The following is a 13,018-nucleotide window of genomic DNA, read 5'->3' on the forward strand; positions in this document are numbered from 1 at the left end:
CGCGCCGGTGCCGCTGCTGTCGGAGCAACCGCTGAGCCGGCTGGAGGTGCGCGGCCTGCGCAAAAACTACGGCGCGCGCCGCGTGGTGCACGACGTCTCGCTCGACGTGGCCAGCGGCGAAGTGGTCGGGCTGCTTGGCCCCAACGGCGCCGGCAAGACCACCTCGTTCTACATGATCGTGGGCCTTGTACGGGCCGACGCCGGCACCATTAGCATTGATGACCAGCCGATCGAGCACATGCCGATCCACAGCCGCTCGCGCCTCGGTTTGTCCTACCTGCCGCAGGAAGCCTCGATCTTCCGCAAACTGACGGTTGCCGAGAACGTGCGTGCGGTGCTGGAGCTGCAGCAGGACGCAGATGGCCGCACGCTGAGCCGCACCGAGATCGAACGCCGCTTGACCGAGCTGCTGGAGCAGCTGCACGTCAACGACTTGCGCGATTCGCCCGCACCCGCGCTGTCGGGCGGTGAACGCCGGCGCGTCGAAATCGCGCGGGCGCTGGCCACCCAGCCGCGCTTCATCTTGCTGGACGAGCCGTTCGCAGGCATCGATCCGATCGCGGTGATCGAGATCCAGCGCATCATCGCCTTCCTCAAGAGCCGCGGCATTGGCGTGCTGATCACCGATCACAACGTGCGCGAAACCCTGGGCATCTGCGACCACGCGGTCATCATCAGCGAAGGGCGAGTGCTGGCCACCGGCACGCCCGAGCACATCGTCGAAGACCCGCAAGTGCGGCGCGTGTACCTGGGAGAGCACTTCCGCCTGTGAAGCCCGGTCTGTCGCTGCGGGTTTCGCAGCACCTCGCGCTCACACCCCAGTTGCAGCAGTCGATCCGGCTGCTTCAGCTTTCCACACTCGAGCTGTCGAGCGAAATCGAGCAGATGCTCGACGACAACCCGTTCCTGGAGCGCGAAGACGACGCCGCGCCGCGCGAGGAATTTGGGCTGCAGCACGCCGACAGCCGCACCAGCGAAGGCGACCGGGCCAGCGAAAATGCTATCGAAACAGAAGCTGCTCACGCAGATGGTTCTAGCGCAGAGGCCGAATTTGACTCAGATTCCCTCGCAACTGAAGGTTGGGATGGCGACGGCAGCGTGGAAGTCAGCGCCGACGACGGCGAATGGGGCGGCGATGCGCCGGCGCGCGGCGCACAGGCTCCGGATGAAGACGAACTGGACGCGGGCGATCGCGCGGAAGCGCCTGAAAGCCTGACCGCTCACCTGCACCAACAGGCACTGGCGCTGCGCCTGTCACCCGAGGACGCGGCGGCCTTGCGCTTTCTGATCGAGTCGCTCAACGACGACGGCTACCTAGAGGATTCGCTGGCCCAGTTGGCGGCCACGCTGATGGACGACGACGACGATGTCGATCAGATGGAAGAAGCAGTGCACCGCTTCACCCTCGCGCTCAAGCTGCTGCAGTCGCTCGACCCGCCGGGCGTGGGCGCGCGCCATCTCGCCGAATGCCTTGGCCTGCAGCTGCGCGAGCGTCGGCGCGCCCTGGGCAGCAGCGCAGACGAATCCGACTGCCTTGCTGCGGCACTGAAAGTCTGCGCGCAACATGGCGTCATCGATCTGCTGGCCAAGCGCGACGCGAAGCGCCTGGCCGTGCTGACCGAGCTGCCGGAACCGGATGTGCGCGCCGCCATGCAGCTGATCGCTACGCTGGAGCCCAAACCCGGCCGCCGCTTTGCCGACGTGGAACGCAACATCGTCGTGCCCGACGTCATCGTCAGCGTGAGCGGCAGTGGCGCGCAACAGCGCTTTCGGGTGCAGTTGAACCCGGACGTGATGCCGCGCCTGCGCGTGCACGACGTCTACGCCAGCGCCCTGCGCGGCGGCAAGGGCGGCGAGCACCACCAGGCGCTGGCCCAGCGCCTGCAAGAGGCGCGCTGGTTCATCAAGAACATCCAGCAACGCTTTGACACCATCCTGCGCGTGTCGCAGGCCATCGTCGAACGGCAGAAGAGCTTCTTCATCCATGGCGACCTCGCCATGCGACCGATGGTGCAGCGCGAACTGGCCGATGAGCTCGGCGTGCACGAGTCGACGATTTCTCGCGTGACCACCGCCAAGTACATGGCGACCCCACGCGGCACCTATGAACTGAAGTACTTCTTCGGCTCGGCGCTGGGCACCGAATCCGGTGGCAACGCCTCCAGCACGGCGGTACGCGCACTGATCAAGCAACTGATCGGGGCGGAGAATCCGGCCAAGCCCCTGTCGGACAACCAGTTGGCCGAAATGCTCAAGGAACAGGGCATCGATTGCGCCAGACGTACCGTGGCGAAATACCGAGAGAGCCTTCGCATCCCGGTCGCCAGCCTGCGCCGCGCTGCACAGTAAAAACGGAACTGCGCGGCTCATTCATCAGCCACGGGCCTATGCCGATCTTCAGAGCGTCGCGCATCTGGCGCCTATACACTGAAAGCCAATCTCTACCCTGCCTGCGCGCCCACCTACCGAACCTTCGCCCGATGACCCCTGACGTCCCGCCTTTTCTTCATTTCGGGACTGCCTGATGCGCGCTCTCCCCACCGTCATGGCAGGCGCGCCCAAATCGCTGGGAGAGGGCACCGCCGCCAGCATCCAGGCTCACGGCGTCCTGGCTGGGCTAGATTCGGAGGGCCTCGTCACCCATTTGAGCGCCAACGCCTGCGAATTGCTGGGTCGTTTGGCGCCGGTGTTGGGCGAGCGTCTGCGACTGGAGCATGTGGCCGGCGATGCGCAACTGCTCGCCAGCCTCAGCGGCCCTCAGAGCACCAATTTTTTCGAAGCAGATGCCCTGCGCCACCGTCAGGTGGCACTGAACGGCAGGAGCTTCGACCTCCTCGTGCACCGGCATCCAGGTCCCACGCTGGTGGAGTGGGAGTGGTGCCAGCAGGAACCAATGCGTCAGGAACTCGGCCCCGCCCTGCACCGCATCGTTCAAAACCTGCGGCGCCAGGACACGGCACAGGCGCTGCTGGAAGAAGCCGTTCGCTCGGTGCGCGCCGTGACCGGTCTCGATCGCACCATGGTCTACCGCTTCCGACGCGAGGATGTCGGCGGCGGAGGCGATGTGGTGGCCGAAGCCTGCATCCCGGAGTTGCCTTCATTTCTCGGTTACAGCTTTCCCGACGAAGCCATCCCGCAAGCCACGCGGCGTCTTTGTCAGCTCAATGCGGTGCGCCTCATCGCCGACGCCCACAGTCAACCCGTGCCGGTGTTCAACCTCGATCCCAGTGCACGGCCGCTGGACCTGACTTACGCAGTGTTGCGCAGCCCGGAGCCATTGCCGGTCGACTACCTGCGCCAGTCCGACATGGGCGCCGCGATGACGCTGCCACTGATGATCGAAGACCAACTGTGGGGAGTCATCATCAGCCACCACCGGACGCGCTTGCAGGTGCCCTATCCAACCCGCTCGATCTGCGCGGTGCTGGCCGAGTTGGTGTCCGCGCAACTGCAGTCGCAACTGGCGCAGGACCGGATCGCCCGCGAGCGCCAGCTCGAGCACTTGCGCAGCACCTTGCTGGATCAGATGCAATCGGCGGTCGAGACGGCCCAGGTGCTGTCGGCCCGCTCCCAGGAAATCGCCGAGGCCTTTGGCGCCGAAGCGATGCTGGTCAGCCACCAGTCCAGCCTGCACGCCCACGGACCGGTAACGCCGCAGCTGTGGTCGACCTTGCGTCGGTGGCTCAGCGAAAGTGGCGTCGATGACGGGCACGCATACGCCACCGATTCGCTCGCCCTTGCCGCACCGGCGCTGGCCGACGAGCTCGGCGGCTGGGCTGGCCTGCTCTCCATAAGCTACGACGCTTCCAGCCAGGGGCGCATTCTGTTGCTGCGGCGCGAACGCCTGGACACGGTCACCTGGGGCGCTTGGCCAGTGCTGTCCGAGCGTGCCCGCACACTGCACCTAGTCCAATCGAGCGAGGAAACGCTGCGCGGATTCTCCAAGCCATGGGCACATGAAGACGTGGCTGCGCTCGACGCCTTGGGCGCCGACTTGCGCCGGTTGGTGGCAGCACGGGTCGCGGAAATGCACCGCTACCGGGATGCCGTCAGTGCGATGCTCCATGCACGGCCCGACACGGCGGCCTCGCCGGGAACAGACGAACCGGAAGGCCGGTTCGAGCGTGTGCTTCACCAGGCCATGGAATTGAGCCTGCTGCGCCAGGGTGTGCGCCCGCTCATCCGGACCCCGGTCGACTTGGGCGAACTGCTGGCGGAGAGGATCGGGGCGGCACAGCAACGTCACCACGGCACCTCGATCTATTTCGAGACTCCGGCGGTCCACGAAGGGGAGGCAGCCATTGCGGTGCAAGGCGAACCGGATCGTCTGGCGCGACTGTTCGACGGCTTGCTGGAAAACGCCGTCCGGCACGGCCATGCCGGAGAGTCGGTGGTGGTCCGCGTCGGTCGCGAAGGGTCCGAGGCGCTGGTCGAAATCAGCAACATCAGTCCACCGATTGCGGAGTCGGTGGTGGCAGCCCTCTTCAGCCCGACCGTGCCCGCCGCGATCGACGATTCACGCTCGGGCCTGGGCTTCGGTCTCTATGTGGGTCAGACCATCGCCCTAGCCCATGGCGGCACGCTGACCTACACCTACGACGATCCCTTCGTCACGATGGCGGTCCGGCTGCCGCTGGAGCCCGCGCCCTAACCGGGTAGGTCACAATGCGCGGCCATGGCGACATCTTCTCCCGCGGCCGTCCAGATGCGTGCCGCGCTGCACCTCTTTTTGCCCTGTGCCGGCGGCGTTGAAGGCTACCTGGCCGACGAGGTCCACGGACTTACTGGTCTGGTGGGCCAGGACCTGTTGACCGACCGCGGTGGTGTGCGCGTGCGCGCTGACTGGGCCACCGCCCTGCGCCTGAACCTGCACAGCAGGCTCGCCCAGCGCGTGTTGATCGAGCTGGCGGACGGTGCCTATCGGGACGAGCAGGACCTGTACGCGTTGGCCTCGGGCGTGGATTGGGAGCAATGGTTCAGCGCCCAGCAGACCCTGCGTGTCGACCTGACGGCGCACGGCAGCCCGCTTAAAAGCCTGAACTTTGCCACGCTGCGGGTCAAGGACGCGGTGGTCGATCACTTTCGCGCGCGCACGGGTGCGCGTCCCAGCATCGACACGCAGATGCCGCAGGTGCGCATCCACACGCACCTGAGTGCGACCCATGCAAGCCTGTACATCGACACCAGCGGCGAACCTCTCTTCAAGCGCGGCTGGCGCCAGGACAAGGGGGACGCGCCGCTGAAGGAAACGCTCGCTGCCGCCATGCTGGCCGCCAGTGGCTGGTGGCAACCGGCGGAGCGGCGGGTCAGCAAGGAGCCGCTGTATGACCCCTGCTGCGGCAGCGGCACGATCGTGATCGAAGCCGCACAGTTGCTGCTGAACCTGCCCGCAGGCGGCGAACGTCGCTTCGCGTTTGAGCGGCTTCGGCCCTTCGATGCCCGCGCCTGGGCAGCGATGAAAGCCGAAGCGCGCGCCGCCGCCCAGCCCCCTGAAGGGGCACCGCGTGTATTCGGCAGCGATGTCGCGCACCGCATGGTCGATTTCGCGCAGCGTAATGCCGAACGGGCTGGCGTTGCACACGCCGTGCAACTGCGTGGCGGCGATGCGCTGCAGCGGTTGCCGCCAACGCCGCAGCCCGGGACGATGTTGATGAACCCGCCGTATGGCGAGCGGATCGCCGCCGCCGGCGTGGCGGGACAGAAGGCGCGTGGCCGGGAGGCCTTCCAGAGCGCCCCCCTGGGACGCGCGCCCTCCCACCAGCCCAGTGCTGGCGAACGCGACGCCGGCGATGCCTTTTTCACGCGCCTGGCGGCGCACTGGAAAAGTCACTACGCAGGCTGGACAGCCTGGTTGCTGACGCCGGATTTGAAGTTGCCCGGCCGCCTGCGCCTTAAGGAAAGCCGTCGCGTGCCCATGTGGAACGGCCCCATCGAGTGCCGGCTGTTTCGTTTTGATCTCACGGGCCGGCGCGAAGATCCCAGGTCGAATCAGACCTCAGCCTAGGTCAGCATTGCGCTGACAGCTCTTATTTTAATAGCAATCAAATTGTCCGAACCGTTGTTCACACCCGGTCGCCCAGTGGTGATCGACACCAACTGCGTGCTGGACCTTTGGGTGTTTCAAGACCCCGGTGCCACCGGGCTGCTGAACGCCGTGACCGCGGGACGATTGCACTGGTGCGCCACACTCGTGATGCGCGAAGAGCTCGCACGCGTACTCGGTTACCCACAGGTTGAGCGCCGGCTGGGAGGCACTTCGCTGTCGGCGCAGGACGTGCTGGCGAAGTTCGACGCCCATGCGCATATCGCGCCCCCGCCGCCAACCAGCACCGTGCGCTGCCGCGATGCGGATGACCAAGTCTTCATTGATTTGGCCGTGCAGCACCGCGCGATTCTGGTGAGCAAGGACGCGCGGGTGATCGAGTTGGCGCGGCGCCTGGCGCCCTGGGGTGTCGCACAGGTGCGCCCTTGGCCGCTCATTTGAGCGCTGGACGCACCTAGACGGCCTACACTGCGCCGGGGCATGCGCCCCTATGGCTCAAATAACAACAGGAGATGTGAAAGATGCCGGACGGCAACGCGTTCAAGCTGACCTATTCAACGATGTTCAACCCGCCAGCGGAGTTGCATGCGCGCTTCGACGCGGCCCTGCAGCACTTCAAGCAGCATGGCATGGGCAAGGACCACGCGCAGTGGGTGAACGACCAGGCTCTTATGGAAGGCGAGCGCTTTGAAGTCCGCTCGCCGATCAATCAGGATTGGTTAATCGGCCGTTTCGTGCAAGGCTCGACCGCACAGGTCGATCAGGCCGTACAAGCGGCCCGCGCTGCTTTCCCGGCCTGGGCTGCCACGCCGTGGCCCGATCGCGTTGCCCTGCTGCGGCGAGCGGCCCGCCTGATCGAGGAGCGCGTGTACACCATCAGTGCCGCGGTCGCCGTGGAAGTCGGCAAGAACCGCATGGAATCGATCGGCGAGGTGCAGGAGACCGCCGACCTCATCGACTGGTACTGCGACCAGATGGAACAGCACGACGGCTTCGACCGGTTGCTGGCCGACGACCCGCTACCCAACTTCCGCAGCCACAACCGTACCGTGCTCAAGCCCTACGGTGTCTGGGCGTTGGTCGCGCCGTTCAACTTCCCGTTCGCCCTGTCGGGCGGTCCGGTCGGCCCCGCCCTCATCGCGGGCAACACGGTGGTCTACAAAGTGTCGCCTGAAACATCGCTGTCGGGCTGGCTGCTGCTGGAATGCCTGCGTGACGCAGGCATTCCGCCCGGCGTGGTCAATTTCGTCACCGGCGGTGACGCCACCGGACGCGCGCTGGTCCAGCACCCGCAGGTCGCGGGCGTTACCTTCACCGGCTCGCATGCTGTAGGCATGGAAGTGCTGCGCGCCAGCGTCATGGGCCGCTACCCTCGCCCCTGCATCACCGAGATGGGAGGCAAGAACGCCACCATCGTGACGCGCCACGCCGACATCGAACGGGCGGCGCTGGGCATCGTGCGCTCGTCCTTCGGCTTGTCAGGGCAGAAGTGTTCGGCCTGTTCGCGCGTCTACGTCGAGCAGGAAGTGGCCACGCCGCTGAGAGAGCGGCTGGTGGCCTTGACCACCGCGCTCGCAGTCGGCGATCCCACGGTCGCCGAAAACTGGATGGGCCCGGTGATCAGCCGCAGCGCCTACGAGCGGTACGACCGCCTGGTTGAGCATTTGAAGGCGGTGGGCACGATCGACGCTGGCGGCGCCACATTGACCGCCGGCGCGCTGGCGCGCGGCTTCTTCGTGGCGCCAACGGTGGCGCGCGCGCCCCTGGACGACGTCGCCTGGGTAGACGAGCACTTTCTGCCGATCGTTCTGGTGGGAGAGGTGGCCTCGCTGGACGAAGCGCTGCGGCGCGCCAACGCCACCGATTACGGCCTGACGGCGGGCTTCTATGGCAGCACCGAGGAGACCGCGCGCTTTCACCGCGAGATCGAAGCCGGCGTGACCTACGCCAACCGCCCGCAAGGCGCCACCACCGGTGCCTGGCCGGGCTACCAGCCCTTTGGGGGCTGGAAGGGCAGCGGCAGCACCGGCAAGGCCATCGGTTCTTTCTACTATCTGCAGCAGTACATGCGGGAGCAGTCGCAGACCGTGGTCGAATGACCGAAGAGGCGGCAGGCGCCTTGCCGAGCTGCCGCCTTCATAGGTTGGCGTGCACCAAAACAAAAGCCAGCCCGGTTGCCCGCGCTGGCTTTTTGCTTTTCGGGCGCGCGCCGGATACGGGCAGCCGGTTCAGAGCGACTTCTTCAGCAGCGCACCTAGCTCGCCCATGATGCCGCGCCGGAACAGCAGCACGCAAATGACAAAGATCGCACCTTGAATCACCGTCACCCAGGCGCCCAGCTCGGCCAGGTAGTTCTGCATGGTCACGATCACGGCGGCGCCAACCACGGGGCCAAAGATGGTGCCCATGCCGCCCAGAATGGTCATCAGGACGACCTCACCGGACATGCTCCAGTGCACATCGGTGAGCGAAGCCAACTGAAACACAATGGCCTTGGTCGACCCGGCGAGGCCGGCCAGTGCCGCTGAGATCACAAACGCGCGGTGCTTGAACTTGTCGGCGTCGTAGCCCAGGGAGATGGCGCGCGGCTCGTTCTCGCGAATGGCTTGCAGCACCTGACCAAACGGCGAGTACACCACGCGGTGGATGATCAAAAAGCCAATCAGGAAGATCGCCGTTACGAAGAGGTACATCGCGGTGGTGTTCGTCAACTCGATCAGGCCGAACAAGCGACCCCGCGGCACCGCTTGGATACCGTCTTCACCCCCGGTGAACGGCGCCTGCAGGCTGAAGAAGAAGATCATCTGGGCCAGTGCCAGCGTGATCATGGCGAAATAGATCCCCTGGCGACGGATTGCGAGCAGCCCCACCACCCAGCCGAGTACGGCAGCGCACGCCGTGCCCAACAGGATGGCCAGCTCGGGCGTCAGGCCCCAGATCTTGGCCGCGTGAGCGGTCACGTAGGCTGCGCCACCGAGAAACATGGCGTGGCCGAAGGACAGCAGGCCGACGTAGCCCAGCATGAGGTTGAAGGCGCACGCGAACAGCGCGAAGCACATCACCTTCATCATGAAGACTGGGTACACCCCCATCACGGGTGCCAGGATCAGGATGGCGACCATGATGAGAAAGGCGATACGGTGTGTCCGGGCGACACTCCGGCTGGTGGCCACCTGGGCCGATGCGCCATCGGCGCTGATGGAGGAATTCGAGGTCACGGCGTTCATGTTCGGTCGTTCACTTCTGAGTGCCGAACAAGCCGGCCGGACGGATCAAGAGCACGATAGTCATGATCACGAAGATCACCGTCGTCGAAGCTTCAGGATAGAACACCTTGGTCAGACCTTCGATCAAGCCCAAGCCAAAACCCGTGACGATGGCGCCCATGATGGAGCCCATGCCCCCAATGACCACGACCGCGAACACCACGATGATGAGGTCGGCACCCATCTGTGGGCTGACCTGGTAGATGGGTGCAGCCATCACGCCAGCCAATGCAGCCAGGGCCACGCCGAAGCCGTAGGTCAGCGTGATCATGCGCGGCACGTTGATGCCGAAAGCCTGCACCAACTGTGGGTTCTCGGTCGCAGCGCGCAGGTAGCCACCCAGACGGGTGCGCTCGATCACGAACCAGGTCCCGACGCACACCACCAGCGACGCCAAGATCACCCAACCCCGGTATTTGGGCAGGAACATGAACCCGAGGTTGTAGCCTCCGGAGAGTTGCTCGGGGATCGCATAAGGCAAGCCCGTCGAGCCGTATTCGTTGCGGAAGAATCCCTGGATCATCAGCCCCAGGCCGAAGGTCAGCAGCAGGCCATAGAGGTGGTCCAGCTTGTACAGCCGCGCCAGCATGGTGCGCTCGATGATCACGCCGGTGATACCAACCAGCAGGGGCACCAGCAGCAGTGACCACCAGTAGCCCAGGCCCAGCTTGTTCAACAGCAGGTATGCTCCGAAGGCGCCCAGCATGTACTGGGCTCCGTGGGTAAAGTTGATGATGTTGAGCAGGCCGAAGATCACGGCCAAGCCCAGCGAAAGCAAGGCGTAGAACGAACCGTTGATGAGGCCGATGAGCAATTGCCCCATCATCGCCTGAATAGGAATGCCAAAGATATCCATGCGTGTCCTACGCCTTGCTTGTACCTGTCGCTGACGCGTCCGAGTGCTTTACTTCTTGGCGACCAAGGGGCAACTGCCCTGGTCCACCGGACGGAATGCCTTGTCAGCCGGAATCTCCGCGACCTTCTTGTAGTAGTCGTACGGGCCCTTGGACTCGCTGGGCTTCTTCACCTCGAACAGGTAAGCAGGATGCAGCTTGCGACCGTCAGCGCGGATCGTACCCTTGCCGAACAGGATGTCGTCGGTGGGCATCTCCTTCATCTTGGCGATGGCCTTGGTGCCGTCATCGGTCTTGCCTGCGTCCACGGCCTTCAGATAGTGGATCAAACCCGCGTAGACACCAGCGTGGTCAGAAGACGGGTACTTGCCGCCGTTGGCAGCCGCAAAACGCTTGCTCCAGGCGCGCGTCTGGTCATTCAGGTCCCAGTAGAAGGTTTCGGTCAGGTTCAGGCCCTGCGCCTTGTCCAGACCCAGACCATGGACGTCCGGCAGGAACACCAGAAGACCAGCCAGTTTCTGGCCACCCTTGGTGATGCCGAATTCAGACGCCTGCTTGATCGAGTTGATGGTGTCACCACCCGCATTGGCCAGGCCGATGACCTTGGCCTTGGACGATTGCGCCTGCAGCAGGAAGGACGAGAAGTCTTGCGTGTTCAGCGGCACCTTGACGCTGCCCAGCACCTTGCCCCCGGACGCCTTGACGACCTCGGACGTATCGCGCTCCAGCGCGTGGCCGAATGCGTAGTCGGCGGTCAGGAAGAACCAGCTGTCGCCACCGTTCTTCACCACCGCACTGCCGGTGCCATGCGCCAGCATCCAGGTGTCGTACACCCAGTGCACCGTATTGGGCGAGCAGTCCTTGCCGGTCAGGTCGGACGTGCCTGCACCGGTGTTGACGTAGGCCTTGCCTTTTTCCTTGGTGACCTGGTTGATCGCCAGACCGACCGAAGAAGTCGGCACGTCGATGATCATGTCCACGCCATCGGAGTCGTACCACTTGCGGGCAATGCTGGAGCCCACGTCCGGCTTGTTCTGGTGGTCGGCCGATACGATTTCCACCTTCAGGCCAGATTTGGTGGCCTTGAGGTAATCCTCCACGGCCATCTTGGCCGCGACGACCGAGCCCGGGCCGCCGATGTCGGCGTACAAGCCCGACATGTCGTTCATCACGCCGATCTTGACCACGTTGCCGGATATCTGAGCCTGAGCCACGCCAGCGGCCCCCACACCCATACCCGCGATCAGGGCGCACAGCAATTTGCGTTTCATACAGACTTCTCCTTCAGGTAGTGGACTGTCAACAAAAAAACGGTTTGGGGTCCTCACACGCCCAGGTATTCATGCAGCATGTGCATGTTGGCCTGCAGCTCTTCAGCACTGAACTCGCGCACGATCAGCCCGCGCTCCATGATGTAGAAGCGATCGGCCAGCGGCGCCGCAAAGCGGAAGTTCTGCTCCACCATCAACACCGTGAAGCCGCGCGCCCGCAACTCGCGGATCATGCGGGCAAGGGCTTGCACGATCACCGGTGCCAGGCCTTCCGATATCTCGTCGAGCAGGAGGATCTTGGCGCCGGTGCGCAGGATGCGCCCGACTGCCAGCATCTGCTGCTCGCCGCCCGATAGGCGCCCCCCTGGGCTGTTGCGGCGGGCCTTCAGGTTGGGGAACATGTCGTAGATTTCTTCCACGCTCATGCCGCCTTCGGCCACCTTGGGCGGCAGCATCAGATTTTCCTGGCAAGTGAGCGAGGTCATGATGCCGCGCTCTTCCGGGCAGTAGCCCACCCCCAGCCGAGCAATGTGGTGCGGCGCCATCTTCACGGTTTCGACACCGTTGATCTGGATCGAGCCGGTGCGTTTGCCCACCAGGCTCATGATGGCGCGCAGCGTGGTCGTGCGGCCAGCGCCATTGCGGCCCAGCAGGCTGACCACCTCGCCTTGGCGCACGTCGACGTTGACACCGTGCAGGATGTGCGACTCGCCGTACCAGGCGTGCACGTCCTTGATCTGGATGGCGAATGGGTTGGAGGATGTACTCATGATTTCTGACTTCAACCGTGCGCGCCCACCAGCGCTTCCTCAGCGCTGCCCATATAGGCCTCCAGCACCTGCGGATTGCGCGAAACCTCGGCGTACGGTCCTTCGGCGATCACCTGGCCAAACTGCAGCACGGTGATCATGTCGGCGATGCTGCCGACCACGCTCATGTTGTGCTCCACCATCAGCACGGTGCGGTTGGCCGCCACCTTCTTGATCAACTGCGTGACCATGTCCACGTCCTCGTGGCCCATGCCCTGCGTCGGCTCATCAAGCAGCATCAGCTTCGGGTCCATCGCCAGCGTGGTGGCGATCTCCAGCGCGCGCTTGCGGCCGTAGGGCAATTCCACGGCAGCCAGGTGGGCGTACTGCGTTAAACCCACTTCGTCGAGCAACTCCATGCACCGCGCATTGAGCTGATTCAACGAACTTTCAGGTTTCCAGAAATGAAAAGCGGTGCCGAGCGTTTGCTGCAGTGCGACACGAACGTTCTCCAGCACGCTCATGTGTGGGAATGTCGATGAGATCTGGAACGAGCGCACCACGCCGCGGCGAGCGATCTGCGCGGGCTTTTCCTTGGTGATGTCGGCACCGTCAAACAGGATCTGACCGCGCGTTGGCTCGAGGAACTTGGTCAGCAGGTTGAAGCACGTCGTCTTACCTGCACCATTGGGACCGATCAGCGCATGAATGCTGCCGCGGCGAACCTTGAGGTTCACGTCGTTCACGGCCACAAATCCCTTGAACTCCTTGACGAGCCCGCGTGTTTCCAGAATGTTGTCCGAACTCATGTGGCTCGACGCACCCAATAGATTGA

The 13,018-nt window shown here is 64.4% G+C and carries 11 protein-coding genes; 6 read left to right on the forward strand and 5 right to left on the reverse strand.

Annotated elements, in window-relative coordinates; translation table 11 throughout:
• The first annotated feature begins 7 nt into the window (after positions 1-7).
• The 6 genes from lptB (at position 8) to FVQ98_RS06885 (ending at position 8,142) form a co-directional block, all read left to right on the forward strand.
• Positions 8-772, forward strand: coding sequence for an LPS export ABC transporter ATP-binding protein (gene lptB, locus FVQ98_RS06860; protein WP_147912765.1), 765 nt, complete (start codon positions 8-10; stop codon positions 770-772).
• Positions 769-2,349 (forward strand): RNA polymerase factor sigma-54, encoded by a 1,581-nt coding sequence (locus FVQ98_RS06865; protein ID WP_147912682.1) that lies wholly within the window; start codon positions 769-771, stop codon positions 2,347-2,349. The genes lptB and FVQ98_RS06865 overlap by 4 nt, the downstream gene beginning before the upstream one ends.
• Positions 2,350-2,524: 175 nt before the next feature.
• Positions 2,525-4,651 (forward strand): sensor histidine kinase, encoded by a 2,127-nt coding sequence (locus FVQ98_RS06870; RefSeq protein ID WP_147912683.1) that lies wholly within the window; start codon positions 2,525-2,527, stop codon positions 4,649-4,651.
• Between the two features lie 24 nt (positions 4,652-4,675).
• Positions 4,676-6,004 (forward strand): THUMP domain-containing class I SAM-dependent RNA methyltransferase, encoded by a 1,329-nt coding sequence (locus FVQ98_RS06875; protein WP_255507668.1) that lies wholly within the window; start codon positions 4,676-4,678, stop codon positions 6,002-6,004.
• Between the two features lie 42 nt (positions 6,005-6,046).
• Positions 6,047-6,484 carry a putative toxin-antitoxin system toxin component, PIN family gene (locus FVQ98_RS06880; protein WP_255507669.1) on the forward strand — a complete coding sequence of 146 codons (438 nt, stop codon included), beginning with the start codon at positions 6,047-6,049 and terminating at the stop codon, positions 6,482-6,484.
• An 80-nt stretch (positions 6,485-6,564) separates the two neighbouring features.
• Entirely contained in the window at positions 6,565-8,142 is a 1,578-nt protein-coding gene (locus tag FVQ98_RS06885; protein ID WP_147912684.1) for an aldehyde dehydrogenase family protein, read from the forward strand.
• A gap of 129 nt (positions 8,143-8,271) precedes the next feature.
• Here FVQ98_RS06885 and FVQ98_RS06890 read toward each other — a convergent pair whose 3' ends face one another.
• The 5 genes from FVQ98_RS06890 to FVQ98_RS06910 form a co-directional block, all read right to left on the reverse strand.
• Positions 8,272-9,165 carry a branched-chain amino acid ABC transporter permease gene (locus FVQ98_RS06890; protein ID WP_255507671.1) on the reverse strand — a complete coding sequence of 298 codons (894 nt, stop codon included), beginning with the start codon at positions 9,163-9,165 and terminating at the stop codon, positions 8,272-8,274.
• A 115-nt stretch (positions 9,166-9,280) separates the two neighbouring features.
• Positions 9,281-10,165, reverse strand: a complete 885-nt coding sequence (locus FVQ98_RS06895; protein ID WP_147912686.1) for a branched-chain amino acid ABC transporter permease — start codon at positions 10,163-10,165, stop codon at positions 9,281-9,283.
• 48 nt (positions 10,166-10,213) lie between these two features.
• Positions 10,214-11,434, reverse strand: coding sequence for an ABC transporter substrate-binding protein (locus FVQ98_RS06900; RefSeq protein WP_147912687.1), 1,221 nt, complete (start codon positions 11,432-11,434; stop codon positions 10,214-10,216).
• A gap of 53 nt (positions 11,435-11,487) precedes the next feature.
• Entirely contained in the window at positions 11,488-12,204 is a 717-nt protein-coding gene (locus tag FVQ98_RS06905) for an ABC transporter ATP-binding protein (protein WP_147912688.1), read from the reverse strand.
• An 11-nt stretch (positions 12,205-12,215) separates the two neighbouring features.
• The gene (locus FVQ98_RS06910; protein WP_147912689.1) at positions 12,216-12,992 is read right to left on the reverse strand and encodes an ABC transporter ATP-binding protein; all 777 of its coding nucleotides are present in this window, start codon (positions 12,990-12,992) and stop codon (positions 12,216-12,218) included.
• Positions 12,993-13,018: the final 26 nt, after the last annotated feature.

The sequence above is a fragment of the Ottowia flava genome (genome assembly GCF_008017535.1).
Lineage (GTDB): Bacteria > Pseudomonadota > Gammaproteobacteria > Burkholderiales > Burkholderiaceae_C > Ottowia > Ottowia flava.